Origin of the sequence: Mycobacterium asiaticum, assembly GCF_001673315.1 — a bacterium.
Taxonomy (GTDB): domain Bacteria; phylum Actinomycetota; class Actinomycetes; order Mycobacteriales; family Mycobacteriaceae; genus Mycobacterium; species Mycobacterium asiaticum_B.
The window spans coordinates 1-24,775 of record NZ_LZLQ01000100.1; the positions used below are offsets into that span (position 1 = coordinate 1).

At 64.6% G+C, this 24,775-nt stretch carries 23 protein-coding genes and 1 pseudogene; 2 read left to right on the plus strand and 22 right to left on the minus strand.

Features of this window, described 5'->3' with window-relative positions:
- The 11 genes and pseudogenes from A5636_RS15850 to fadD5 all read right to left on the minus strand — a co-directional run.
- On the minus strand, positions 1-397 hold a 397-nt coding region (locus A5636_RS15850; protein ID WP_172827250.1), incomplete at its 3' end, for an RDD family protein.
- Positions 394-1,200 (minus strand): Mce protein, encoded by an 807-nt coding sequence (locus A5636_RS15855; RefSeq protein WP_065159596.1) that lies wholly within the window; start codon positions 1,198-1,200, stop codon positions 394-396. The genes A5636_RS15850 and A5636_RS15855, both read right to left, overlap by 4 nt.
- Positions 1,170-2,729 (minus strand): MCE family protein, encoded by a 1,560-nt coding sequence (locus A5636_RS15860; protein WP_065159597.1) that lies wholly within the window; start codon positions 2,727-2,729, stop codon positions 1,170-1,172. Before A5636_RS15860 ends, A5636_RS15855 begins: the two co-directional genes overlap by 31 nt.
- The gene (locus A5636_RS15865; RefSeq protein WP_065159598.1) at positions 2,723-3,886 is read right to left on the minus strand and encodes a virulence factor Mce family protein; all 1,164 of its coding nucleotides are present in this window, start codon (positions 3,884-3,886) and stop codon (positions 2,723-2,725) included. The genes A5636_RS15860 and A5636_RS15865 overlap by 7 nt, the downstream gene beginning before the upstream one ends.
- On the minus strand, positions 3,886-5,493 hold the full coding sequence (locus tag A5636_RS15870) for a virulence factor Mce family protein (RefSeq protein ID WP_065159599.1): 1,608 nt from the start codon (positions 5,491-5,493) through the stop codon (positions 3,886-3,888). The genes A5636_RS15865 and A5636_RS15870 overlap by 1 nt, the downstream gene beginning before the upstream one ends.
- Positions 5,490-7,052: a virulence factor Mce family protein gene (locus tag A5636_RS15875; protein WP_065159600.1), complete on the minus strand. Its 1,563-nt coding sequence runs from the start codon at positions 7,050-7,052 to the stop codon at positions 5,490-5,492. The genes A5636_RS15870 and A5636_RS15875 overlap by 4 nt, the downstream gene beginning before the upstream one ends.
- Complete coding sequence (locus tag A5636_RS15880; protein ID WP_065159601.1) at positions 7,049-8,089, minus strand: virulence factor Mce family protein; 1,041 nt, start codon at positions 8,087-8,089, stop codon at positions 7,049-7,051. The genes A5636_RS15875 and A5636_RS15880 overlap by 4 nt, the downstream gene beginning before the upstream one ends.
- Complete coding sequence (locus A5636_RS15885; RefSeq protein WP_065159602.1) at positions 8,086-9,414, minus strand: MCE family protein; 1,329 nt, start codon at positions 9,412-9,414, stop codon at positions 8,086-8,088. The genes A5636_RS15880 and A5636_RS15885 overlap by 4 nt, the downstream gene beginning before the upstream one ends.
- Positions 9,415-9,418: 4 nt before the next feature.
- Positions 9,419-10,288, minus strand: coding sequence for an MlaE family ABC transporter permease (locus A5636_RS15890; protein WP_065159603.1), 870 nt, complete (start codon positions 10,286-10,288; stop codon positions 9,419-9,421).
- Between the two features lies 1 nt (position 10,289).
- Positions 10,290-11,027 carry an MlaE family ABC transporter permease gene (locus A5636_RS15895; RefSeq protein WP_437339839.1) on the minus strand — a complete coding sequence of 246 codons (738 nt, stop codon included), beginning with the start codon at positions 11,025-11,027 and terminating at the stop codon, positions 10,290-10,292.
- A 278-nt stretch (positions 11,028-11,305) separates the two neighbouring features.
- Positions 11,306-12,984: pseudogene (gene fadD5, locus A5636_RS15900) on the minus strand (fatty-acid--CoA ligase FadD5); the annotation flags it as partial.
- Positions 12,985-13,152: 168 nt separating this feature from the next.
- Between fadD5 and A5636_RS15905 the strand changes: the two are divergent.
- Positions 13,153-13,857, plus strand: a complete 705-nt coding sequence (locus A5636_RS15905) for a GntR family transcriptional regulator (RefSeq protein WP_065159606.1) — start codon at positions 13,153-13,155, stop codon at positions 13,855-13,857.
- Here the strand turns inward: A5636_RS15905 and A5636_RS15910 are convergent.
- Together A5636_RS15910 and A5636_RS15915 are read right to left on the minus strand one after the other, a co-directional pair.
- A complete protein-coding gene (locus A5636_RS15910) occupies positions 13,847-14,287 on the minus strand; it encodes an SRPBCC family protein (protein WP_065159607.1) in 441 nt (146 codons plus the stop codon). The genes A5636_RS15905 and A5636_RS15910 overlap by 11 nt on opposite strands.
- 29 nt (positions 14,288-14,316) lie before the next feature.
- Positions 14,317-14,778 carry an acyl-CoA thioesterase gene (locus A5636_RS15915; RefSeq protein ID WP_065159608.1) on the minus strand — a complete coding sequence of 154 codons (462 nt, stop codon included), beginning with the start codon at positions 14,776-14,778 and terminating at the stop codon, positions 14,317-14,319.
- Positions 14,779-14,792: 14 nt separating this feature from the next.
- Here A5636_RS15915 and A5636_RS15920 point away from each other — a divergent pair, with 14 nt between their 5' ends.
- Positions 14,793-15,893: an alcohol dehydrogenase catalytic domain-containing protein gene (locus tag A5636_RS15920; RefSeq protein ID WP_065159609.1), complete on the plus strand. Its 1,101-nt coding sequence runs from the start codon at positions 14,793-14,795 to the stop codon at positions 15,891-15,893.
- On the opposite strand, the gene A5636_RS15925 is transcribed toward A5636_RS15920, so the two are convergent.
- The 9 genes from A5636_RS15925 to A5636_RS15965 form a co-directional block, all read right to left on the minus strand.
- On the minus strand, positions 15,883-16,812 hold the full coding sequence (locus A5636_RS15925; protein ID WP_065159610.1) for an alpha/beta hydrolase: 930 nt from the start codon (positions 16,810-16,812) through the stop codon (positions 15,883-15,885). The two genes, A5636_RS15920 and A5636_RS15925, sit on opposite strands and share 11 nt — an antisense overlap.
- Positions 16,794-17,519 (minus strand): SDR family NAD(P)-dependent oxidoreductase, encoded by a 726-nt coding sequence (locus A5636_RS15930; protein WP_065159611.1) that lies wholly within the window; start codon positions 17,517-17,519, stop codon positions 16,794-16,796. Before A5636_RS15930 ends, A5636_RS15925 begins: the two co-directional genes overlap by 19 nt.
- A gap of 25 nt (positions 17,520-17,544) precedes the next feature.
- The gene (locus A5636_RS15935; RefSeq protein ID WP_065159612.1) at positions 17,545-18,297 is read right to left on the minus strand and encodes an HpcH/HpaI aldolase family protein; all 753 of its coding nucleotides are present in this window, start codon (positions 18,295-18,297) and stop codon (positions 17,545-17,547) included.
- Complete coding sequence (locus A5636_RS15940; protein WP_065159613.1) at positions 18,294-19,262, minus strand: zinc-binding dehydrogenase; 969 nt, start codon at positions 19,260-19,262, stop codon at positions 18,294-18,296. Before A5636_RS15940 ends, A5636_RS15935 begins: the two co-directional genes overlap by 4 nt.
- A gap of 1 nt (position 19,263) precedes the next feature.
- Positions 19,264-20,472 (minus strand): cytochrome P450, encoded by a 1,209-nt coding sequence (locus A5636_RS15945; protein ID WP_065159614.1) that lies wholly within the window; start codon positions 20,470-20,472, stop codon positions 19,264-19,266.
- Positions 20,469-21,173: an NIPSNAP family protein gene (locus A5636_RS15950; RefSeq protein ID WP_065159694.1), complete on the minus strand. Its 705-nt coding sequence runs from the start codon at positions 21,171-21,173 to the stop codon at positions 20,469-20,471. Before A5636_RS15950 ends, A5636_RS15945 begins: the two co-directional genes overlap by 4 nt.
- A gap of 10 nt (positions 21,174-21,183) precedes the next feature.
- Entirely contained in the window at positions 21,184-21,729 is a 546-nt protein-coding gene (locus A5636_RS15955; protein WP_065159615.1) for a hypothetical protein, read from the minus strand.
- Positions 21,730-21,886: 157 nt separating this feature from the next.
- On the minus strand, positions 21,887-23,056 hold the full coding sequence (locus A5636_RS15960; protein ID WP_065159616.1) for a CaiB/BaiF CoA transferase family protein: 1,170 nt from the start codon (positions 23,054-23,056) through the stop codon (positions 21,887-21,889).
- Positions 23,057-23,088: 32 nt separating this feature from the next.
- Entirely contained in the window at positions 23,089-24,678 is a 1,590-nt protein-coding gene (locus A5636_RS15965; protein ID WP_065159617.1) for an HNH endonuclease signature motif containing protein, read from the minus strand.
- Between the last annotated feature and the right edge of the window lie 97 nt (positions 24,679-24,775).

A 24,775-nucleotide genomic window follows, 5' to 3' on the forward strand; every position in this document is an offset into this window, starting at 1 on the left:
GCGGCCACAACCAGCCGAGAAACAAAGCCGCAGTGTCGAGCAGGTGGCCCAGTTCCCGGACGAGCAAGCGCCACGGGCCGATCCGCGTCCCGTCCCGCCGGACCACCGCGATGCCGAACAGCGCGCGTCCAACGCTCCAGCCCGTGACCGTCGGCAGCAACAACCGGTTCACCAGCATCAGCAGGACGACCGCTCCGAGGACGGACATGCACGTCCACCACCACACGTCCCGGGACGGCAGAACGAACGAGGTCAGCGTCATGGTGACGACGACGGCCAGCGCCGGCAGGACGTCGACGGAGAATGCGGCGGCCCGCAACCGCCACGGAGCCGCGGCCTTCTCGGGTAAATCCTGGGCGGTGTCCGTGGTCTGAATGTCGTCGACCACCACCGTCACTTCGTCACCTGGTCGAGCTTGGAGATCTTGTAGGTGCCCTCGGTAGGCGTCATCTTCACGCGCAACCGGTAACCGGTCTCCTGGTTCTCGGCCTGATCGTTGGATACCTTCACGCGAAGCGCCACGAGGACGTCGACAGAACCGTCCGGATTGTTGCGCTCGACCGCCGCCCGCATGTCGGACACCTGCAGGTGCACGTTCGCGGCCTGATACGCCTGAACCAACATGCTGCTGTAAAGCAGTGCCTGGGTGCGGTATTGGTCGGTGCCGCAGTCGATGATCTTTTGTTCACTGGCGGCCATGCTGCCGGTGTCGGGCGCCTGCGTCGCTGCCACACATTCCTTGGCCGCCTTTAAAGCGGCCGCGTCGTTGCGCGCGAACGCCTGGATGTCTTGGTGGGAGCGCAATGCGTAATACCCAGCGGCACCGATACCCCCGGCCGCGAGGAGCAGCACGGCTGCAATACCTGCCAACCACGCGCGATTCACCCGAGAGGGACGGCGTGCGACGCCCGGTCCATCAGCCGGTGCTTCGTCGGATTCCGATGCGTTCTCAGACCCCGACGCTTCATCTGACTCCGACGCGTTCTCGGTTTCCCCTGCTTCCTCGGACTCCAATGCGTTCTCGGACCCCGACGCGTTCTCGGACCCCGACGCCGCGTTGTCCGGCGCTTCAGCCTCGGCAGCAGTACTCAGCTCAGCATCGGTCTCGAAATCTTTCGAAACCTCGCCCGATGCTTCCGTGCTCAGCGAATCGTTCTCGTTGATGGGGTTCAGCCGGCTGGCGCCAGCATCTCCTTCCATCCGTCGTCTCCTGTTTTGGTCGAGTTCTCGACGGAGTATTTAACCCCGTCTGGGCCCACCAGCTCGCCACTCTGCGGGCTGTAGGTCGCAGAGGGGGGCCCGCCCGGAGTGTAGACGCAGGGGTTGGGTTGTTGCCCGTTGCACCGCACGGCGCCGGTACCGGGTCGCGTCAGCGGGTCGCTCATCGGTGGTGGCGTTTGGCCGCCCGGAGGTAGCCGGTCGGCCGGCAGCGGGTTCAATCCGTTGTTCACTGACGGCGCCGGAACCACCAGACCCGGCTTTACCGGCTGGTCACAGCGCGCCGCGGGCGCCGGGCAGCTCAGCAGCTGGTTCGGGTCGCCGTACCAGGGGTTGGTACCTGCGGGCTCGTACGGCTTGGGGCTGCGGCATTCCTTCGGCGTGGCTGCCCGTTTGCCGGGCACGTCCACACAAGGAATGTTGCGCGACCCACGCACACTGTTCGACGGTGTATCCATGGGAATTTTGCAGTACGTGCCGACTGGCAACGGCTGCACGCTGGTGTCGGCAAACGAACGCCACTGGTCCGCCGGGATGAAGCCGGTCAGGCACGGAGGCGGCTGATTGATCGCCAGCGCCAGGTCAAGGTCGGCCATGTTCGGGAACGGCGCCGCTACTGTCTGGGCAATCGACGCGCCCTGCGGCAAGAAGACCATTACCTGCTCGAGACCTTTGTTGTAACGCTTGAGCATCTCGAAGACAACCTCGAGGTTTGCCAGCGTCTGCGGCAGCGACTCCTGCACGCCGGTGAACGTCGCGTTCACCTGGTCGGCCGTCGGCGCTGCCTGGGTCAGCACGCTGCGCAGGTGCTGATCCTCAGCAGCGCTCTGCGCGGCCAACGTGTTGAGGTTGCGCGCCCACCGCTGGATCGCACCACCCGAATCGACCTGACTCTGCAGGATCGGCCCGGAGTGCTGAATGATGTCGTTGATGTCGCCGATCTGGTTGCGGAAGTCGCCGACGAGTGCCTGAGTGGCGTCGGTGAGCCGCTGCAGCGCAGGACCCAAGCCGCCGACGGCCATGGCGGTCTCGTCGAGCAGCACCGGAATTTTTTCCTCGGGCAATGCCGCCAACCCGCGGTTCGCGGTATCCAAAGCCGGACCGATCTCGCTGGGCACCGTGCCCTTCGTGATGGTCTGGCCCGAGGCGAAGAATTTACCGGGATTACCTTCGGACACCAGGTCTAGGTACTGCTCGCCGACCGCGGAAACCGAGTGCACGTTGGCAGTCGCATCGATCGGAATCTTGTACCGGCTGTCGATGCTCATGATCGCCCGGGCACCGGTGGGTGTCGGCTGGACCTCGGTGACCTTGCCGATCGTGATGCCGCGGTAGGTCACATTCGCCGTCGGGTACAGGCCGCCCGATGCCGGAAGTTCGGCTTTGAGGTCATAGCGTCCGATGCCCACCAACGTCGGTATCTGTAGGTAGTAGATGCCCAGCACGGACAGCGCCGCCACGGTCAGTGCCAGGAAAATCCACAGCTGGCGTTTGATGAACGGTGTCAGCATTGGCCTCGCTCCGCCCTTTCCACCAGCGGCCCGCCCGGTGCGTCGTTCGGGTTCGACGTGTAGCGGATGTCAGGAATCATCGACTCGGGATCGCGCCCGAACGACTGCTCGATTGCGCGAAGGAGCCCTGAGAAGCCAGTCCCGCTGAGCACCGCGTTGTCGACCGAGCTAAGGGTCACGTCCAGCGTCGCGTTTACGTTCTGGTAGTCACCGCGGAAGATCTTCGGCACCGTGTCGATGTCGAACGGCTGCGTCAGGATCAGTTTCAATGCGCCGATCAGGTACGGCGAACCACGACCCAGTTCCCGCAGCGGGCATTCCAGCGCTACCAGATCGGTGTGCAGACTGGGCCGCGCCTCCGACAGGTACTGGTCAGCGGCCCCGCTCAACCGACCGACCGAATCGACGGCGTTGATCAGCAGGTTCTTGGTGTCGGCGAAGTGCTTGAGCAACGGCGGGAAGTCGGTTAGCACCCGCTCCAGCACATCGTTGCGATTACCGACGTAACCCAGTAGCCGGTTCGTCGAGTCGATGGCGTGAGTGATGTCGTTGCGCTGTTCGTTCAGTTGCCGAGTGAAGGTGTCAAGCTTGTTCAGGAAGCCCCGGATCTGCTCTCCGCGTCCCTTGAAGATCGCGTAGACCTCGTTCTGTAGCACTTCCAGGTTCTGGATGCCGCCCCCGCGCAGGATCAGCGAGACCACCGCGAGCGTCTGCTCGATGTTGGGATAGACGGACGAGTTCTTCAGCGGGATGAGGTCGCCATTCCGGAGGGTCTCCTTGGACGGCTTATCCGGGCTTATCAACTCGACGTGCTGTGACCCCAGCAAGCTTGTCTGGCCAATCTTCAGCAGCGAGTTCTTCGGAAGCTTGACGTCTTTCTTCAAGCCGAGCGTCAGGGTGGCGATCCAGTTCTTCAGCTCGATCTTGCGGATCGAGCCCACCTCGACGTCGGCGACCATCACTTTGCTGTTGCCGTTGATCGCCAAGGTGTCGGGGACCTGCGCGTAAACCACGTAGGCCCCGTCCCCGCTGCCGGGCGCACCCGGAATCGGCACCTGGGAGATTCCCTTCCACCCGCAGGAGCTCAGCATCGCGCTGGCTACCAACAAGACCAACACCTGCCAGGTGCGGTGGCGGGCCTTACGCAGCACGCCCATCACTGACCTCCAGCCTCAGCCGGCAGCGGTGCGCCGACCGGTGCTGGCGGTGGCCCCGGGGCCGCCGGTGTCGGAGCTACCGGTCCGGGGACCACCCCCGGACCCGGCGGTGGCGGCTGCACCGGCACCGGAGCATTCAACGCGACCGGCGGCACGACGGGATACTCGTCATACGCGTTGGGCGGTCCCGGCGGCGTTTGCAGCGTGGATTGGATTGGCGGAATGTCGGGTCCCCCCATCAGCTCCGCGAGGGACTCCGGCGTCAGCAACCCGGCGGTGATTGGTCCCACCTGCTGCCCCTGCATGCCGGGCGCGACCACCCAGCCCTGCTGGGTGTTGCGGTGTGAGAGCGGGGTGTCGGGCACCCAGATCCCTGGCACGGTCGTGTCCTTATATCCCGGTGGCGGCTGAAGCCGCGGCTCGGAGTACGCAACCTGCTTGGGCAGCACCTCTGCGGTACTGAAGGTGTTCAGACCGAACGGGAAATAGTTGAACTTGATTGAGTCGAGGATCGGCGCCAGGTATTGCGCACACAATTCGGCAGACTCCTGATATCCCAGTCGGCTTCCGGCCTGCACCGAGCTGCAGATGAACTGCATGGGGTTGGCGAAGCTGGTGATCTCCGGGACGGCTACCAGCGAGCCGTGTGAGGGGTGATAAATCTGGTTGACGTTGGCAGCAGCCGTTGGCAGCACGTGCAGGGCGGTCTCCAACCCGTCCAGTGGCGCGGGCTGCAGCAACGTGTTGGTGACGGTCGCCAGGTTGTTGACGTCGTGCGTCAGCACCTCGGTGTTCTGATCCAGGAAGGGACGAACCGTTGTCAGCAACTCGTCGAATTGCCGAATAGCCCGGGCGAGGGCTTGGTCGGAACTCGCGAGTCGTCCGGTGACGTCGGCCAGATTCTGATTGAGCGCCACGAACTGCTTGTCGTCCTGGTGCAGCGCGTTGACGAACAACGCCAGGCTTTTAACGACTGCGAAGAAGTCGCCGCGACCCTCGTTCAAGGCGGTCAGCGCCCGCGACAAATTGTCCAGCGTGGTGTTGAGCTGTTTGCCCTTGCCGGACAGACCGTTCGCGAAGGACTCGATGACTTCACCGAACGGACCCTTGGGCTGCGCCTCCGTGGGGCCCAGCTTGGAGATGATGTTCGTGATGCTGTTGCGCAGCTCGTCCCATTCCACCGGGACCTGGGTGCGCTCGAGCGGGATGACCGCATTGTTGGCCAGTACCGGCCCACCCTTGTATGGCGGTTCCAGCTGGATCGCGCGAGAGGCGACCAGGGTCGGATTCAGGATCACCGCAGAAGCGTTGGCCGGAACCTTGTACTGGTTCTCGTAGTGGAAGGTGACCTTCATCTTGTCGCCGGCCGGCTCGATCTTGTCGATGGTGCCGACCTTCATGCCCATGATCTGGACCTTGTCCCCGGCATACAACGCTTGCGCCTGGGTGAAATACGCGACGACGGTGTTGGTTGTCAGCTTCTGATACAGCTGCCAACCGAAGTAAGCGGCCAACAGGGCCAGCACCACCACCAGCGAGGCGATGATCACCGTGGCCCGGGACATCCGCGGAAGGCGGATGTTGCGGACATCAAAGATGGTGCTCAATTCTCGCTACCTCCCGCCGCGCCACTACCGCCAGTACCACCAGGGTTGATGAACGGTGCGGGTAACTGGTTCCCAGGTCCGGGCGGTGCCGGGGGGCCTGGGGGCAACCCAGGTGCGAATGTCGACGGCGGTGCTACCGGACCCGCCGGTCCGATTGGCTCGGTGCGTGCACCCGGTGGTGAGCTCGGCGGGAGCGGCACCGGCGTGCCCGGCACGTCAGGTGCGGGGTCGCCCGGCCGCCCAGCGATCGGGATGCCCGGTGCCGGCTGAACTCCGTTCGGGTTCGGCGGCGCGACCTGGACGTCCAAGGGCGCCGGGAAGCCAGGCCCACCGAACGGGCCGACATTCAACCCGAGGCAGGGCAGTGGATTCTCCGGCCGGGGCAGGCCGTCGGCAGGCGGTGTATAGGAGCAGGGCGACCCAGGTGGTACCGCAGGGCCCGGATGCTCCGGAGTGCCTTCCAGTACCAGCGGCCCAGGCGGTGGCGCCCCGTTGGGGAATCGGGTGCCATTCGGGTCGGGGAACCGGTAGGCCGGCAGGCCCGCGCTGCGCCAGAACTGCTCGGGGTCCAGCCCGCGCTTCTTGAATGCGGCATCGATGAACGGCTGGATGATCTGGCCAGGCACCAGGTTGTGAATGACCACTTTGAAGAACGGTCCGGAGGCGATGGATTCGTTCAACGACGGGAGGAACCCGCCAACCATCTGCAGCCCGTTCGCCAGGTCTTCCCTGCGCTCGACGAGCACGTCGCTGAGGATGCGCAGCTGCTCGAGCACATGGTTGATGTTCGGGTTTTCGTTGATCACGGCCCGCACCTGCGTCGAGAACGCGGCGACATTGTCGAGCAGCGCGTCGATTGCGCGACCACGCTCGTTGAACGCTGCAAGCAGGGTCTTGGCATTGACGAGCAGCCGGTCCACCTGCTGGCTACGGTCGCCCAGGACGCTGGCCACTTGGTTGGCCTGGGCAAGGAGGTGCTTGATCTCCTCGTCGCGCTTGCCGAGCGTGTCGGAGAACTTTGCCACGCCGTCGAGGGCCGGACTGAGTTGCGGGTAGGTCTGGTCGATGGTTTCCGACAGCACATGCAGCGACTTCTTGACGGTGTCGATGTCCCAGCCGGTGGCCGCTTTGGTGACGTCCAGGAAGGCATCGTAGATCTGGTAGGGCGTGGTGCTCTGACCCAGCGGCAGCACGCCATTCGGCCGCAACGGCTGGTTGCCGCGCGTCTCGATCTCGAGCACCTTCTTACCCAGCAGCGTGTCGGTGCGGATGTTCAGTCGGCTCTCGGTGCCGATGCTTTCGGTACCTATCGAGAACTTCATCACGATGTGGTCGCCATCGATCTTGATGGCCTCGACCTTGCCGACATCCATACCTGCGATGCGCACCTTGTCGCCCTTGTTGAGACCGCCGGTGTCGGTGAACTGCCCGTAGTAATAGGGCTTGGCCGTCAACATGGGCACGCTCGTGATGCTCTGGCCCACCCCGATGACCAGCAAGGTCACCACAATGCCCATCAGCCCGATCTTCAAGCGATTCGGGGGTTCCAGCGTTCTCATTGGGGCGTGCACCTCCCTGTCGGCTGGTGGAAGAGCCGGACGGTGCGGACCGGCCCACCAGGCTGCAGGCCGTTGATGCGGAGACTGATGTCGCAGGAATAGAAGTTGACGAAGTCACCGTAGGAGCCAATGCTGCGACCGATCAGGTTCAACGCGGCCGGCACCTTGTGCAGGAAGTCGTTGAGCTGTTCCCGCTGGTCGATGAGCGGCTGTTGGATTGTGTCGAGATACTTGAACGCTTTGTGCAGAGACGCTCGGTCCTCAGCCAGCAGGTCGGCCACCGTTCCGGCGGCGTTGCTGATATTCGCCGTACCACCCGCGAGCTGGTCGCCGTGGTCCTTGAGTCCAGTAATGAGCACCTCGAGGTTGTTGACGGTCTGGTCGAAGTCCTTGCGATGCCGGACCGTCGTATCCAGCAGGGTATTCAGGTTCTTGATCACCTCACCGATTGCCTGGTCACGCTCGGCGAGCTGGGAGGTGAGCTCTGCGGTCTGATTGAGGATGTCGTTGATCGTTCCGCCCTGGCCCTGGAAGACGGTGATCAGTGACGCGGCGATGGTGTTCACCTTGTCCGGATTCAGGGCGCGAAACACCGGCTTGAAACCGCCGATCAGCGCGTCCAGGTCGAGCGCCGGAGACGTCCGCGACAGGGGAATCATCCCGCCTGGCGCCATGATCTTGTTCGTTCCGTCACCCTCGCCCCGCTTGAGTTCCAGATAACGGTTTCCGATCAAGTCGAGATACCGGATCTGCGCGGTGGTCGACTGATAGAGGGGGATCTCGCGGTCGACGTTGAAGTTCACCTTCACCCGGTGGCCGCCGTCGATCAGCTCAACCTTGCTGACCTTGCCGATCTCCACCCCGGACGCGCGGACGAACTGCCCGTTGCGCAACCCGCTGATATTGCTGAACTCGGCGCTGTAGGAGCTGGTCCGGTCGAATCGGATCTGCCCGAAGACGATGATGATCATGATGCTGAACAGCAGCAGCACCAGCGCGAAGGCGCTGAGTTTGACGAGGGTACCGGTGATTTTCATGGGTTGATCGTGTTATCCCCTACTTGACGGCCCCAGACGTACTCGAGTACGTAGGGCGAACCGGTGTCCAAGTGGTTATAGGGCGCAATGCTGTTTCCGGTGTCCATCACCAACTCCGGCGCGGGCCAGAGTTGACGCGTGATCTGCTGCCAGCAACCTGGCGCACCGCCGGGCCCACCGCGTGCGTTCACTCGTGGCAGGTTCTCGGGGTACGTGTACGGGTTCGGCGCCCCACCGACGAGACCCGCGGCCAGACCACCGACCTGCGAGAGCAGCAGCGGTACCAGCGAGACAGGGTTCAGGAGCGCGCCCAGGGCGGACAAGATTTCCGAGTGCGTGTTCAGCGAGTAGCCGTTGCCGCCCAGGAAGGTGCGGACCGTGGGCTCGACATCGTGGTAGTTGTGCAGCGTGCAATACAGCTCGGGGCTGTAGGTATCCAGCAACTGCGCGGTGGGCGTCAGGTCTTTTGCGCCGCGCGCCAGGTACGGTCCGCCGCGCTCGAAGATGTCGGCGCCGGTGTTGCCGAATCCGGCCGCCGCCAACAACGCCTGGTCGAGGTCGCGCTGCTGGGCATTGATAGTGCGGGCCGTAGTCACCGAATTGTTGAGGAAGTCCAACAGGTCGGGAGCGGCGTCGGCATAGACGTCACCCAGGGCTGCTAGCTGCTGAATGTCGCGACGAGCCTGCGGCATTTGCGGGTTGATGTCGTCGAGGACCGCGTTGCCGTTGACGATCGACTGCCCGAACTTGTCGCCCAATCCGGTGAGGGCCTGCGCGGCCGCGCTCAAGGTCAGGTTCAGCTTGACCGGGTCGACCTTCTCCGAGATCGAGGTCAGGGTCTGGAATACCGTGTTGATCTCCGTCGTGACGCCCGAGGCATTCAGCACGTTCTTGCCGGTCAGGTGACCGCGGGCGATGACGTTGCCCTTGTCATCCTTTGGCGTCGTCAGCGACACGTACTTTCCACCGAACACCGTGGTCGCCTTGATCTGTGCGTCCACGTTCTCCGGCACAACCCCGTTGGGACCGATGTACTCCGGGTAGATCTCCAACGTGAATTTGGCCGCGGGCTTACCGTCCTTGAGTTTCTCCTGGATGTCGCCGACCCGACCGATCTGAACGCCGTTGTAGGTGACCTTCGAGCCGGGGTCCATCACCAGACCCGCTCGATCGGACCACATCGTCAATTTGGTCTTCGCCGTGAAGTCGCCACGGAACTGGAAGTACACCAGCGTGAAGATGAGCAACAAAACCAGGAAAGCGGCCAGGCCCACGGTCTTGTAGGGCGGGCTCTTGATCTTGTTGGTTTTCAGCGGACCCGTCATGTCGCTACACCGTCAGTGCGAAGTTGGGGTTGACGCCGTAGAGCGCCAACGCGGCGGACAGAACCACGATCTGCACCGATACGAGCGAGAAGCGCATCGATCGGCCAACAGCCTCACCGACACCGACGGGCCCGCCGCCGGCGTTGTACCCGTAGTAGCAGTGCGTCACCATCACGATGGCCGCGATGATGATCGCCTCCAGGAACGACCAGAACACGTCGTCGGGACGCAGGAACGTTCGGAAGTAGTGCTCGTAGGTACCTGTCGACTGCCCGTACAACGCCGTTGTGACGATCTGCGGCGACAAGAACGACATGATCATCGCCAGCGCGTACAGCGGGATGATCACGACCAGTCCGGCGACAATGCGGGTCGAGGTCAGATACGAGACCGACTTGATGCCCATCACTTCCAGCGCGTCGATCTCCTCGCTGATTCGCATCGCGCCCAACTCCGCGGTCGCCCCGGCGCCCACGGTCGCCGCCAGGGCGATACCCGTCACCACCGGCCCGGCGATTCGCACGTTGATCAACGCGGAGAAGAACCCGGTGAACGCCTCGACACCGATGTTGCCCAGCGAGGCGAAGCCCTGGATGGCCACCAACGAGCTACCGGACAAAGTCACGAAGCCCACGATCGCTGCGGTACCGCCGACGACAGCCATGGCGCCGGTGCCCATGCCGATCTGGGCGATCAGGCGCAGCGTCTCCTTGCGGTAGTTCTTGATGGCGTGCGGAATCTGGCCCAGGCTGGTCATGAAGAACCAGGCCAACTGGCCGGACTCGTCGACTCCTCGGGTTACTGCGCCCGCATACCGATTGACGTTGGCTACTGCTCGCGGGAACCGCGCGCGGACTACCGCTGCTGTCGACATCTCAGCGCCCCGTCCCGAATCGAACCCCGATGGTGGTCAAGATGACGTTGACTGCGTACAACGCGACCACGCACAGCACCACGGTTTCGTTGACTGCGGTTCCTAGGCCCTTGGACCCACCGCTGACGGTCAGTCCGCGGTAGCAGCCGACCAGTCCCGCGATCAACCCGAACGTCGCGGCCTTGATCATGGCGATCAGCACCTCGGGCAGCCCGGTGATGGTGGTCAGGGTGGCCAGGTAGGCACCACCGGAAACGTTCTGCAGGTAGACGCCGAACAGGTAGCCCCCGACCAGACCGACGGTGATCACCAGGGCGTTGAGTAGCAACGCGACGACGGTCGCGGCGATCACCCGGGGCACCACCAGGCGGTGGATGGGATCGATGCCCAGCACCTCCATGGCGTCGATTTCTTCGCGGATGGTGCGGGCACCGAGGTCAGCGCAGATGGCGGTGGAACCGGCGCCGGCGACGACGAGCACCGTGGTCAGCGGTCCGAGCTGGGTCACGGCGCCGATCGCCGCGCCCGCACCGGAGAGGTCGGCGGCACCGAACTGAGCGAGCAGCACGTTGAGGGTGAAGATCAGCAGCACGGTCAACGGAATGGAGACCATGATCGTGGGAAGCAAGGCGACCCGCATGATGAACCAGCACTGCAGAATCAACTCACGCCACTGAAACGGTCGGCGGAACAGAGCCGAACCGGTCAGCACGCACATCCGGAAGAACCCGCCGATCATCGTCAGCGGCGTCTCGAGCTGATCGCGCACGTAGCCCAGCAGACGGGGACGCGAGGATGTCGTCACAATTGCCCCCTCACAGTGGGAGCACCGATACGACGGCGCTGCGGCGAATGATGTCGCACGCCCCCTCCTTGCCCCGACCCTACGTGTGTGACCAACGGCTCCCTACCGACAGGTAGTAACGGAGACCACAGGAATGTACCCGATGGTCGGTCAGGTGTGTATACCAACTCGGCAATTGACATCGCGTCAGCACCTGGCAAACATTTTCCGGCCCGTCGACTTTCCCTCATGACGCAGAATCCATTGCAGCAGCACGATTTTCGGTGCCGTCGTGGGCTCCGAAGCGCATACGCAGTTCAGTTTTGAGGACCTTCCCGGCGGGGTTGCGGGGCAGTGCGTCTACTATCTCGAGCGCCTTGGGATGCTTATAACGCGCGAGCCGCTCGGTCAGGTACTCACCTAGCTCTTCGATCCGAAGGGGTCCGTCCGTTACAGCAGCCACCGCGATCGGCACCTCGCCCCATTTCTCGTGCGTCCGGCCGATGACCGCCACCTCCACGATGCGGGGATGACTTGCCAGAACGTTTTCCACCTCGGCGCAGTAGATGTTCTCGCCACCGGAGATGATCATGTCCTTTTTGCGGTCGACCACCCAGACGTAGCCGTCGGCGTCCATCCGGACCAGATCTCCCGAGTGGAACCAGCCTCCTGCGAACGCTTGCGCGGTGGCTTCCGGGTTGTTCCAGTAACCGCTCATCAATGTGGGTGCGCGGTAGACGATCTCGCCGACCTCGCCCAGCGGCACGTCGTTCATGTCGTCGTCGACGACGCGCGCCGCCACGGTCGGGATGACTCTGCCGACGGATCCGCGTTTGCGGATCGCGTCGTCGCCGAGCAGCATGCAGGTCACCGGTGACATCTCCGTCTGGCCGAAGGCGGCCAGGATCTGAGCGCCGGGGAATACCTCAGACATCTGCCGCAGCAACACATCTGGGGCGGGCGCGGCACCCCACGACATCACGCGCAGCCGCAGGTTACGTGGCTTGGACTGCTGCTCGGCGCACACCGCCTGCCATTGCGCGGGAACCAGGAACAGGCCGGTGACCTTCTCGGCTTCCAGCACGTCGAGCAGTTGTCCCGGATCGAATGCACCGAGTGGATAGATCACCGTGGGGACGCCCAGCAGCATCCCGGGCAGCAGGTTGCCTACGCCAGCGATGTGGAAAAGCGGGACACCGATGAAGCCGACGTCGTTATTGAGGTCGACGCCGCTGGTGTAAAGCATCGTCATCGTCTGGCCGGTCAGATTGGCGTGCGTCAGCACGGCACCCTTGGGCCTTCCGGTGGTGCCCGAGGTGTACATGATGAGCGCCGGCGATTCGTTGGCGATGTCCACCGGGGCGGGCTGCTCGCCCGCCTCATTCATAAGGTCTTCATAGAAGAAGACACCCTCATCGGATGTCGACCCGGCCGCGGCGCCCGCCACGATCACCAAATCCAGCAGTGGCGCGATCGCGCGGACTCCGGTCGCCACCGGAGCCAGCACTGCCTCGGTGACCACCACCCGCGCTTGGCTGTCCTCCACCAGGAACGCGATCTCGGCCGGGGTGAGCCGGAAATTGAGCGGGACGGCGATGGCCCCGAGCATGTTGGCTGCCAGCACCGATTCGACGAATTCGACGCGGTTGAGCATCAGGATCATCACCCGGTCACCGGAGCCGACCCCGCGGCGACTCAGCGCCCCGGCCAGCGTCGCCACCCGCTGCCGCAGGTCAGACCAGGTCAGCGTGCGGCCGAGGAATCGCAGCGCCGGGTCCTGGGGCTGCATCAAGGCGTGCCGCTCGAGCTGATTGACCCAATTCTGCCGACGGGCAAGGTAGGGCTGCTCGAGAGCTTGGGGTTGGGCCCGCCCCGACGTCTCAGTCAGGTGGCCGGCCAGTTGCGCGGTCAACTAGGTCCCTTCAGTCCCCTCGGTGCCTTTACTTCACATACGCACCGCTTGCGCCAGGCTGATATTTGATAAAACATGTGTTGTCTGGGTCACATTAACGGCCCGGATAGTCCTTAACAAGAGCTGAGCCGAGACCCATATAAGCCGCTGAAAGGCCTGGCAGGCCACGTGAACGCACCGTTATCGGCTGCATCGTCGAAGCCTCGACGACGCCGGTCGCTGCGCCGGGCACAGCTGTCCGACGAGGTGGCCGGCCACCTGCGCACCGCGATCATGTCGGGGACACTGCGCCCGGGCACCTTCATCCGGCTCGACGAGACCGCCGCAGAACTCGGCGTCAGTATCACCCCGGTGCGTGAGGCACTGCTGAAGCTCCGCGGTGAGGGCATGGTCCAGCTGGAACCACACCGCGGGCACGTGGTGCTGCCGCTCACTCGTCAGGACATTGAAGACATCTTCTGGTTGCAGGCCACCATTGCGCGGCAACTGGCGGTCACTGCCACCAACCGGATCACCGAGCACGACATCGCTGAGCTGGAGCGCATCAATGACCTGCTCACGGCGGCGGTGGCAGCCGCTGACGCCGAGGCGATCGCCTCGCTCGAGTTCTCTTTCCATCGCGTCTTCAATCAGGCCAGCGGACGGATCAAACTGGCCTGGTTCCTACTGAACGCCGCCCGCTACATGCCGGCGCAGCTGTACGCCGCGGACCCGCAGTGGGGCGCATCCGCGATCGACAATCACCGTCGCCTGATCGCCGGGCTACACGCCCGCGACGCCGCCGCCGTGGTCGAACACACGGTGTGGCAGTTCACCGACGCAGCCCGCCGGCTGACCGAGACGCTGGACCGGACCGGGATCTTTAATTCGTAGCCAGTTGCTCCGCGCGCTGCTTGACGTTGGCGGCCAGCTGATCCAGCACCTGGTTCAGCAGCATCTTCGCCATCGGGGCCGGTACCGGCATGCTGGGCTCCACGTCGATGTCGACCGTCAACAGGCTGGTGGGGCCGGTGGGCACGACACTGAACAACTGCTCCTGCTTGGCGAACAGGTCCCCTTGTTGCATCACCGTCTGGATCTGGTTTTCGCCCGGGTAATACACAGCATGTATATAAACGCCTTCGAAGCCGTTGATGTTGGTGTCGAGGCGCACCTGACTGGCGCGGCCGTCGTCATAGCGGGCCAGCACCCAGGCGCCTTTTACGCCTTCGTTCCATTCCGGGTACCGCTCGATGTCGGAGACGATGCCCATGATCGCGCCGGCGTCGGCGCTGACCTCGACAGTCTTGCTCATAACTGGCATTGGCGAAGCATACGTGCGGCGGCCGCCGCCTAACTCACGCAGGCGGTGGCGAGCAAGGACCGGATCGCGTCGGGAATCGGCACGGGCCTGCGGCTCACTCGATCGACATAGACGTGCACCCAGTGCCCCAGCGCGGCGATCGGCTGAGGTTCGTCGGTTGCGGTCTGTGCCTTCCAAATCCCGAGTCGGTAGGTGGCACTGCTGCGACCCAGTCGCGTCACGGCCAGGCCCACCCGGAGGCTCTCCGGAAAGCCCAGTTCGGCGAAGTACCGGCAACCCGACTCGGCAACAATGCCCAACTCGGGAATGGTGAGCGGGTCGACGCCGGCGCCAGTGGCGATCCAGCCGTTGATCGCGGTGTCGAAAAGCTGGTAGTAGACGGAGTTGTTCAGGTGGCCGAACATGTCATTGTCGGCCCAGCGGGTCGGGACCGGCCAGTGCACCGGAAAGTCGGCACTGGTGAGCTTGCCCGTGTCCGGAACTGACGTCATGGTTGTATTCCAACATGTTTCACATCCGCGGCGCGGTGCTGGAGCGAATCGGGGCGCCTCGCCCGTACGCCGAATCGCAACCGATCAGCATTGGTGACGTCGGCCTGGACGAACCCGGCCGCGGCGAAGTGCTGGTCCGCATCGAGGCGGCCGGCGTCTGTCACTCCGACCTGTCGGTCGTGGATGGCAACCGGGTGCGTCCGGTGCCGATGCTGTTGGGGCACGAAGCGGCGGGAATCGTCGAGGCGGTCGGCGACGGAGTGCATAACCTGCCCGTCGGTCAGCGGGTGGTGTTGGTGTTCCTGCCGCGCTGCGGTCAGTGCGCCGCCTGCGCGACCGAGGGGCTCACGCCGTGCGGACCGGGCAGCGCCGCCAACAACGCCGGGACCCTGCTCGGCGGCGGGATCCGGTTGAGTAGGGACGGTCGCCCGGTGTACCACCATCTCGGCGTCTCGGGTTTCGCGACGCACGCCGTGGTCAACCGCGCCAGCGCGGTGGCGGTGCCGCCCGACGTGCCACCCGGCGTCGCGGCGCTGCTGGGCTGTGCGGTGCTGACCGGCGGGGGTGCCGTGCTCAACGTGGGAAACCCCCGGCCGGGTCAGTCGGTGGCCGTCGTGGGACTCGGCGGCGTCGGCATGGCGGCGGTGCTCACCGCACTCACCTATGACGACGTCTGGGTGATCGGCGTCGACCAGTTGCCCGAAAAACTCTTGGCGGCAACCAGTTTAGGAGCACACGAAACCTATACCCCGGAGCAGGTGGAGGGCATCAAAGCCGACGTGGTGGTCGAAGCCGTCGGCCACCCAGCAGCGTTGGAGACGGCGGTCGCGCTGACCGCACCGGGTGGGCGCACCGTCACCGTCGGTCTGCCCCGGCCGGATGCCCGGGTCAGCCTGTCGCCGTTGGGTTTTGTCGCCGAGGGCCGCGCACTGATCGGCAGCTATCTCGGTTCAGCGGTGCCCAGCCGCGACATCCCCCGGTTTGTCTCACTGTGGCAATCTGGCCGTCTTCCGGTGGAATCCCTGGTGTCGTCGACAATTCGGCTTGACGACATCAACCAGGCGATGGACCACCTGGCCGACGGCACCGCCGTGCGTCAGCTCATCACCTTCTGAACGCCCGCGCCAGCGCATCGCCTTGCAACGCGAACAGGCGCTGCGACGCCGACCATTCGGGCAAGAGCGAATCAAACCCATGGCAGGCGCCCGGAAAGACGTGTAACTCAGTCGAGACACCGGCGCGCAGTAGCCGCAAGGCGTATTCCACTGCCTCGTCACGAAACGGGTCGATCTCCGCGCAGGTGATGAATGCCGGTGCGAAACCGGATAATCGGCTGCGCCGGCCGGGCACGGCGGGCGCACGCGCCGGCTGGTCACCCAGGTAATGGCGCCACATCAGTTCGGCCCCTTCACCGTCGAACGCGGGAGTATCCCGGAACTCCCGCCGAGAAGCGGTGGGGCGATCATCGAGCACCGGTTGATGGAGCAGTTGGAGTACCACGGGCGGCAACTCACCGTCGGCAGCCAGCTGCGCCAGACCCGCGGCGAGGCCGGCACCCGCACTGCTACCGGCGACCGCGAGCCGATCAGGATCCATGTTCAGGTGAACCGCGTTGTCCGCCACCCAGTTGAGGACAGCTGACGCGTCCTGCAGGGCTGCCGGGTAGGGATGCTCGGGTGCCAGCCGGTAGTCCACCGAAACCACGGAACACCCCACGCGGCGCACGAGTTCCAGACACTGTCGATGGTCGGTATCCAGATTGCCCACCGCGAATCCGCCCGCGTGACAGTAGACGACCACCGGTGTCGTGCCGGCAACGCTCCGGTAGATACGCACCGGCACGGTTTCGGCGACCGCGTGCTCGATCATCACCCCGGCCGAGTCCTGTCGTGCCGCTTCGAATCGCCGCTGGTTCATCGATTCTCGGATCAGCGGGATCGCATCCGCAGTGAAGACCGTCCGCGTCATCGCGACCTCGCGCAACACGGGGTCCAACCGGTCGATGTGCCCGATACTCAGCGGATCTGCAGGCATTGCCCACCATCGACGACCAGTTCCGATCCGGTGATGAACGAGGCTTCTTCGGAAACCAGGAACGCGACCGCGTCGGCGATTTCGGCGGGACGCCCTAGCCGGCCGAACATGGCCACCGCAGCCAGGCGTTGCTGCACGCCGTCCTCGAGCATCGGGGTGGCCACCGGGCCGGGAAAGACCGCATTGACGCGGATGCCGGCCGGTGCGAGTTCGGCGGCGGCGGTCTGAGTCAGGCCGCGCAGCGCCCACTTCGCCGACCCGTAGGCGCAGTGTTGCGGGAACGGCCGGATCGCCCCGGTACTGCAGATGTTCACGATCGCGGCGGCCTGCGCCCGTTTGAGGTAAGCAAGCGCGGATTGCATCCCCAGGAATGCACCCAGACAGTTTATCCGCCAAGAGTTTTCGAAGTCAGCGACCGTCTCGTCGGCCAACGGCGCGCGATGCAGCATGCCGGCATTGTTGACCAGCGTGGTGAGTTCCCCGAATCGATCGACGGCGTCGGTGACCGCGGCCTCCCACTGCACCGGATCGGTGACGTCCAAAGGAATGCTGAGCACCTCGTGGTCACCCAGCCCAGCGACCGCATTGTTCAGTTCCTCGACTCTGACGTCACAAGCCGCAACGGAATACCCCTGGGCACGCAACCTTTGCACGATCGCCCAGCCCTGTCCGCCAGCGGCTCCGGTGACCAACGCGACTCGCGTCATGGCGACGGCACCTCCGATGGGTGGCTCATTGCGCGGTGGCCTCGCGCAGATGTTCGGCCGCCCCCCGACGCAGTGCCTGCGACTCGGATGCGAGCGTAATCATGTGAAAGCCCAGTTGCGCCATCGTGTTCCCTGCCTTGCCGTCCCCGGCGTGGATGCCGGTGACCAGCCCGGCGCCGGTAGCCACACGATGGATCCGGGCGATCGCGTCCAGCACCCTCTCGTTGTTGGCGGCACCGACGACATCCTCGCCCATCGAGATGGCCAGATCCGCGGGTCCGACGTAGATTCCGGTCAAACCCGGTACCGCACAGATGCTTTCGATCCCGGACAACGCCGCGGCGGTCTCGATCATCGCGAAGACAGCGGTCCGGGATTCCAGCGCGGCGGGGTCATGCCCCAGGCTGGCTCGGAGCGGACCGAAGCTGCGTACCCCAACCGGCGGATAGCGGGTGGCCGCGACGGCTGCGGTGGCCTGGGCCGCCGACTCGACCATGGCGATGATGACGGCGTCGGCCCCGGCATCGAGCACGCGCCCGATGGGAGCGGGATCCGCATTGGGTAACCGGACGGCGGTCGCGACCGGCACGTGTTCCAGGCGCCGCAACAGATTCGCAACGTCAGCGTCATCAAGATAACCATGCTGAGTGTCGAAGGCGACGTAATCGTAACCAGCGCGGGCGAATTCCTCCGGTGCGATCAGGGTGGGTCCGGTGATCCAGCCGCCCCAGATTGGCCCCTGGGCGTCGCCGCTTCTGGCAGCACGGAAGACACTCATCCGGCGATCGCGATCTTTACCCGCTGGGGCACCGGTTGGCAGGCCAGTTCGAAGGCCTGCTGAATCTGGTGGACGGCGAAGGTGTGGGTGAGGTAGGTCTCCAACAACTCGGGATGTTCGGCGACGAACTTGCCGGCTGCTTGCAGGACTCGCCGACGGTCCAATGTCACACCGGATTTCAGCGTCAAGTTGTTCCGCAGCATGGTCCGCATGTTGATCGGGTACATCTCGTCGTCCGCGACGCCGAAATAAAGCACCGTGCCGCCGAGTGCGGCGGCGTCGATAGCGTGTCCCAGGGTCGCGACTTGGTGTCCGACTGCCTCGATCACCACGTCCGCTCGCTCCCCCGGGACCAGTCGGCTCACCCACCTGTCACTGGTGGCGCGCACCGCGTCGTCGACACCGAAGGCGGGCGAGAGGCTCTCGCGGTCAATCGGGTCGATCCCGGTCACACGCCGGGCACCGAAAGCTTTGGCCACATAGGAGAACAGCAAGCCGATCGAACCCTGCCCGATGATGGCCACGTGCCGGCCGGACAGGTCAGGCAGTTGTTCGCAGGCGTAGAGCACACAAGCCAGTGGTTGCAGACCCACCGCCTGAGCCGGGGTGAGCGCGGTGTCGTAGGCGGCTAGACCGTCGCCGTCGCATACCACCCGCTCCATCATGCCGTCGAATCCGGATGCCCAGCCCACTACGAGGTCGCCCGGTCGATGGTCGGGATGGCGACTGGCGATCACTTCACCGGCCACCTCGTGGATCGGGAAGCCGTCCTTCTCCGCGGCGCTGCGGCCGTCGTCACCCGGTAGCCGCCCCTGGGTGCCGCGGAAACCGGGCAGGTCGCTGCCGCAGATACCCGCGGCCTGAAAGCGAAGCAGCACTTGGCGATCCACGAGAGAATCTGCTGTCTTGTCCGCGATCGCGGTGCGCTCGAAGAGATACGGGGCGATGATCCGGTAGGACCACACGTCAGACCTCCACCGGGATGTTGTTCCATCCCCACTGGAAACTCGAGGGCAACCGTTTCGCGTCCCGGCCGCGGACGGCGAAGTCGGGGACCCGGCGCAACCATTCCTGAATCAGGACCGCAACTTCCAGCCTGGCCAGATGGTAGCCGATGCAGAAGTGCTGGCCACGCCCGAACGCCAGGGAACGCTTGATGGGCCGGTCCCAGATGAACTCGTCGGGATCGGGGTACTCCCGTTCGTCGCGGTTCGCCGATGCAAGAAGCGTGATGACACGCTGGCCCGGCTCGACGGTCTGGCCGCGAATACTGAAGGGCTTGCGCGCGGTTCGCGCGAACCATTGCGCCGGTGCGCAGTAACGGATCATCTCTTCGCGGGCGATCGGCACATTGGTGGTCGGGTCGGCGCGCACTGCCGCCAGTTGCTCGGGCCGCTGACTGAGTTCCCACAGGCCGTGGGCGACGATCTTGGGGACGGTTTCGGTGCCGCCGATGAAGATGCACAACATTTGGGTGGCCACTTCGATGTCGTTGAGCGCGCTGCCGTCGGGCAGGTGGTAGTCGAGCAAGCCGTCGACGACGGGTAATGCTCCGCTTCGCTCCGCACGCCGCCGTTCCACCACCGGGACCAGGAATTCCAGGTAGTTCGGCCGAGCCTCAGCGGTGTCGACCCCCTCACCGGGCTCGGCCAGGCTGCCGGCATTGACCGCGGCCAGTACCTGCGGCGCGAGATCTGTTGGTAAGCCCAGCAACTCGCAGACGATCGAGGCAACCACGATGCCGCCGTAATCCTGGGTGAGGTCGAACGATCCCTGCGGCAGCAGCACGTCGAGGCGCTCGTTGGCCAGCGTGCGGATCCGGGTCTCCAGCGACATGACCGACTTGGGCCGCAGGGGTTGCGAGTGCGCTCGCCGGATCTCGCCGTACAGACCCGCATCGAATACCGCATGGAACGGCAACGGGTGCAGTGGCGGGTCCGGCACGGGTCCGGAATTGTGTTGTGCCAGCACTGACGCCGCGGGCAACGTCCCTTCCGAGGCGACGAAGGTGCCGTCGTTGACTTCCAGCACCCGCCAGACGTCGTCGAACCGGGAGAACGCGAAGGTGTCCCACTGCGGCATGTAGTAGATCGGATACTGGTCACGCAAGGTCCGGTAATACGGCAGCGGGTTCGCCATCACCTCCGCGTCGAAGGGGTCGTAGGAGAAGCTCACTGCAGTGGTGAAGGCGGTAGCGCCTGCAGGATCGAGTCCTCCCAGCCATCCCGCAGGGCCGGCGCCACGCTCATCCACGTGACGATCTCGGCGGGTGGGCTGTCCTTCCAGGACGGGTAGTGGTTGGCAAAGCACTCCCAGCCACCCTCCAGCGCCCAGTAGTGGATCACCTCGTTGAAGCGAAAGGTCGTGGTGAACGACCCGAGCCAATGCTTTCCAGTGCTCTCCGACCACGGCACGTACAGCCGCTCCAGTTCGCGGATGTAGTCGTCCTGCCGGCCGGGCTTGGTCTGCATGATCTCCTGAATCACCAGTGTCGCATCGAAATTGGCGTCCTGTAGCTGGGACAGGTTCCTATTGCTGGGTGCGGCGTACATGATCCGGCCTTCCCCCCTGGCACCGATGCCGGCCAGAAAGGTCGCCCACTTGCCCGCGGCGGCCTCGTGGCTACCGCCGCGTGCCTGCGCGGCACCGATCCTGGCGTAATCCGCGAACGCGTCGATCTCCCAGATGATCGTCACCTGCGGCCAGTGCCCGTTGTAGGCAGTGGTCTCCCAGATCGAGAACAACCTTGCGCCAAGCTGTTCCATCATAGGTCGATAGGTGTCGACGAAGACTTCGGTGAAGACGTCACTCCGGCCGGATCCCAGGTCGATCGTTTCGTGCAGGTAGAGCAGGGTGTGGCCGAAGTATTTCTTCATCGCCATCCGGTTAGCCCAGCCAGGCCGAGTCGGTCAGCACGGTTTCGGTGGGATCGATTGACTGGTAAGGGATTCCAGCGGCGCGCAACGCCTGTCCTTTGAAGGCTCGGGCCGCCGCACTGAGCTGGTACTGGGTCCGGACCAGGCCCCGGTCTACCCCGAGGGGCCAGCCTTGGCCCCACAGCGCAACTTCGGTCAGCCGATTGTCCAGCGCCTTGCGCACACGCTCACGCACGCATTCGTGGGCGGTGAACGCCTCGGCACTGACGGCAAGGCTTTGGCTCATCGGGCCGGACGGGTCCAGTGCCGATTCCAGATCCAGCACCTGTACGCCGAGGATTCGTAGCGGCTGTGCGGTGCCGCCGCCCGGAAGGAACACGTGCACCTGCCAGCCCGCCATCACCCGGTCGAAGAGCCAGCCGCCGGTGGTCTGCACGACGTCACCGGGACTGGTGGCAATAACGTCCAGCCGATGCCGCTGCACCTGCCCCTCGGCGAAATGCTGGTGTGCGCGCTTGGCCGGCTGACCGCTGATGTCGAACGTTTGAGTGACCATCGATCCGTTCCTCTTGCCACAACCGCCACACCCGGACCGGTGCGTTCGCGTGGCCTGTCGCGCTGTCATGGGCTGTCGCCGTGGCCGTCGATCGGGCGGCCCGGGTCACTGGACAGCGTGACAGTTTTACATAAATTTGTAAAGCGTCCGCGGGTCCTCAGGCTTTTCGGCGGGCGGCAATTTCGGCGAGTACCTCGTCGGTGTGCTGACCGAGCTTCGGGGCTACCGAACGCGCTGACCAGGGTGTTCCGTGGAAGTCCGCAGGTGTGGCCACCATCGGCACGCAGGAATCGCCGTCCGGCACCTCGACGATTCCGCCAGCGGCGTGGAATTGCTCGTCAGCCACCACGTCCTCGATGGTGTTTATCGGCGACCAGAAGAAATCCGGTTCGGCGTCGAAAAGTTCCGACCATTCCGTCAGCGATTTCGTTGCGAAGATCTCGTCCAGGGCAGCGATCAGTTGTACGGCGTTGACGGCTCGGGCGCGACCGTCGGCGTATCGGGGATCGTCCAGCCAGTCTGTCCGGCCCACGACCCTGCACAACGCCGGCCAATGCCGGTCAGCCTCCAGGCCGACTATCCAGAAGTGCCGTCCGTCGCCGGCCGCGTAGTTGTTCATGCAGGGGTTGCCCATCGTGGCGCGTTGCCCGATCGCGATCGGTTGGCCGGTGAGCAAGTAAGTGTTGAGGTCGAAGCTCACGGTGTACGCGCCCTGGCGGTACAAGGATGTGGTCACCAGTTGGCCGGAACCGGTGCGCTCGCGGGCCAGCAGGGCCGCGCACACCGCCGCTGCCAGAGTCATGCCCGCCGAATGGTCACCCATGCCGCCGCGCTGAAAGGGCGGTGAGTCGCCGGGGCGGGTAAGCAGATGAGCGATCCCACCGCGCGACCAGAAGGCCGCCACGTCGTAGGCGGCGCGGTCAGCATCGGGTCCGGTGTCGCCGTACCCAGTGATAAGTCCATAGACCAGTCTCGGATTGACCGCAGCCACCGACTCGTAATCCAGACCCAGGCGTTGTAACGCACCCGGGCGGACGTTGGTAACGAAAACGTCTGCCGCAGCTAGCAATTCGAAGGCTGCGTCACGGCCGGACTCGGTGCTGAGGTCCAGCACGACGCTTCGCTTGGAGCGGTTGTCCATCTCGAACGGAGGATTCACGCCGAGGTCGCAGCCGAGCATCCGGCCGAACAGCCGTCCGGGGTCGCCGCTCGGCGGTTCGATCTTGACGACGTCTGCACCCCAGTCGGCCAGGATGCCGCCCGTCGCCGGACCCGCCACCCAGACCCCGAGTTCGACAACCTTTATGCCCTCTACCGGTCCGGCCATAAGCAAACCCTAACCAGGTCCGGCACCGCGTTCTAAAAGGGTGGATCGTCCGGCAGCGGATCCGGTGTCGAAAACTCGGGCTGCCAGTCGTCTGGCAGCACTTCGGGCTCGCGAGGATCGTTCACCCACTTGCAGAACGGACTGGTACTCGGCGTTCCCTTGAAAATGGCCAGCATGTCGCGCATGCGGTTGCGGAATCGGCGGTTGGCCAGCTCCTGTCTCCGAGCTTCTTCCAGCCAGCGGCGTCTCTCGTTGACCGGCCGCTGTTCGCGATTGTGTCTGCGCGCCTGCTTTATTCGGCTTGCTCGTTGCCGGAATCTGTTGTGTCTGTTCTTGACCGGCGGAGCGCACACCGGTGCGCCCAGCTGCGGAAAGAGATCCGCACCGGCTGGCTGAGTGGTATAGACATGACCGGTTGGTGAAGTCCAGATCACCGTGCCATCGGAAAGCTGTCGATCCCGCCAACCGCCGAAGGTCTTCAGCAAATGGTGTTGGCGGCAAAGGCATTTGAGATTCTCAAATACCGTCTTCCCGCCGGCGTCAGGATCCTGGTGATTGAAGGGGATGGTGTGGTCGAGGTCGCAGCGGACGGCAGGCCGACTGCATCCCGGAAAGCGGCAAGTGAGATCCCGGCACTGTACCGCGCGCACCAAGGCCGCGGACGGCTGGTAATCCAGCGCCCGGATCGGACTGGTATAGGGATCGACCACGTGCACGGCAGCGGAAGCGACCAACTGGCGCACCTGTTCGGCGTCCACGACGCCGTAGCCCATCAGATAACCGTGCTGAGCGCTGTCGCCCAGCACGGTCTGCTCGGCAGCAACGACATTGATCACCACGCGAGCACCACCCGGCGCCTGGTCAGTGCCGACGGACGCCGCCGGGCAGCCGTCTTCACCGCAGCGGCACGGCAATACGCGACCCTGTGCCAGCGCACCCAGGGCGTCGGCGCGTCGCTGATCCATCGTCCGCGGGTCCGACACACACACCTGCCTGGCTAGCTGTGACAGAACCCGATCGAACGCTGTGGCGGCAGTGGCGGTGACCGTGCCTGAGATCTCGGCCATTCCGTTGTCCATGGCGTCAATCCGGACGTGGCGGTCATCCTCAGCACCCTCACGACGCTCCCGCGCGGCGTCGGGATCGATGCCTTTGACCGCGGCGTCGACCTCGTTGACGATCCGCTGGCGCGACCAACTGCGCCAGTTACCAATCCGCGCCGCCAGCGCACCGTCCAACTTGGCCACCAACTCGTCATCGACCACCAGGGCTGTGCGGCTGATGATCAACCGCACGGTGCGCCAATCCACGCGGCCCTCAGCCAGCAGGGCTGCAAGCTGCGGCAAGCGGGTATCCAGAGCCTCGGCATCCAGTACCAGGTAACTGGCGGCCAGCGGCGATAGATTCATCGCCGCCGCCACTTCGGCTTTGGTCTGGTCGAATCCGTCGATCTCGGAGTAACCGGGCTGATCCTCGACGAGTTCGGCAGCGGCTCTGCGCTGCCGCAGCAAGGCCGCCACCGCCGCCATGCGCTGCGCCACCAGGACCGACTCCGTGCGATGGGTGGCCTCGATCGTGGCGACCAGGTCGGCCGGATCCAGGTCAGACATCGAGTCGAACATAGTTTCGATAGTAGTGCGCTGCACTGACCAAACCCTCTGACAGACCGCAAGTTTGTGGATAACACGCGACGTGTGGATAAAACGGAGTCATACCTGA

Bases quoted from the DNA above. Each gene is read 5' to 3' on its own strand.
- A5636_RS15930 (WP_065159611.1), bottom strand. From the start codon at position 17,519: ATGACGCGAGTCGCGTTGGTCACCGGAGCCGCTGGCGGACAGGGCTGG.
- A5636_RS15875 (WP_065159600.1), bottom strand. From the start codon at position 7,052: ATGAGAACGCTGGAACCCCCGAATCGCTTGAAGATCGGGCTGATGGGC.
- A5636_RS15960 (WP_065159616.1), bottom strand. From the start codon at position 23,056: ATGGCCGGACCGGTAGAGGGCATAAAGGTTGTCGAACTCGGGGTCTGG.
- A5636_RS15950 (WP_065159694.1), bottom strand. From the start codon at position 21,173: ATGAAGAAATACTTCGGCCACACCCTGCTCTACCTGCACGAAACGATC.
- A5636_RS15965 (WP_065159617.1), bottom strand. From the start codon at position 24,678: ATGTTCGACTCGATGTCTGACCTGGATCCGGCCGACCTGGTCGCCACG.
- A5636_RS15895 (WP_437339839.1), bottom strand. From the start codon at position 11,027: ATGATCGGCGGGTTCTTCCGGATGTGCGTGCTGACCGGTTCGGCTCTG.
- A5636_RS15855 (WP_065159596.1), bottom strand. From the start codon at position 1,200: ATGGAAGGAGATGCTGGCGCCAGCCGGCTGAACCCCATCAACGAGAAC.
- A5636_RS15910 (WP_065159607.1), bottom strand. From the start codon at position 14,287: ATGCCAGTTATGAGCAAGACTGTCGAGGTCAGCGCCGACGCCGGCGCG.
- A5636_RS15880 (WP_065159601.1), bottom strand. From the start codon at position 8,089: ATGAAAATCACCGGTACCCTCGTCAAACTCAGCGCCTTCGCGCTGGTG.
- A5636_RS15865 (WP_065159598.1), bottom strand. From the start codon at position 3,886: ATGGGCGTGCTGCGTAAGGCCCGCCACCGCACCTGGCAGGTGTTGGTC.
- A5636_RS15860 (WP_065159597.1), bottom strand. From the start codon at position 2,729: ATGCTGACACCGTTCATCAAACGCCAGCTGTGGATTTTCCTGGCACTG.
- A5636_RS15935 (WP_065159612.1), bottom strand. From the start codon at position 18,297: ATGAGTGTCTTCCGTGCTGCCAGAAGCGGCGACGCCCAGGGGCCAATC.
- A5636_RS15915 (WP_065159608.1), bottom strand. From the start codon at position 14,778: ATGACGTCAGTTCCGGACACGGGCAAGCTCACCAGTGCCGACTTTCCG.
- A5636_RS15920 (WP_065159609.1), top strand. From the start codon at position 14,793: ATGTTTCACATCCGCGGCGCGGTGCTGGAGCGAATCGGGGCGCCTCGC.
- A5636_RS15925 (WP_065159610.1), bottom strand. From the start codon at position 16,812: ATGCCTGCAGATCCGCTGAGTATCGGGCACATCGACCGGTTGGACCCC.
- A5636_RS15955 (WP_065159615.1), bottom strand. From the start codon at position 21,729: ATGGTCACTCAAACGTTCGACATCAGCGGTCAGCCGGCCAAGCGCGCA.
- A5636_RS15885 (WP_065159602.1), bottom strand. From the start codon at position 9,414: ATGACGGGTCCGCTGAAAACCAACAAGATCAAGAGCCCGCCCTACAAG.
- A5636_RS15890 (WP_065159603.1), bottom strand. From the start codon at position 10,288: ATGTCGACAGCAGCGGTAGTCCGCGCGCGGTTCCCGCGAGCAGTAGCC.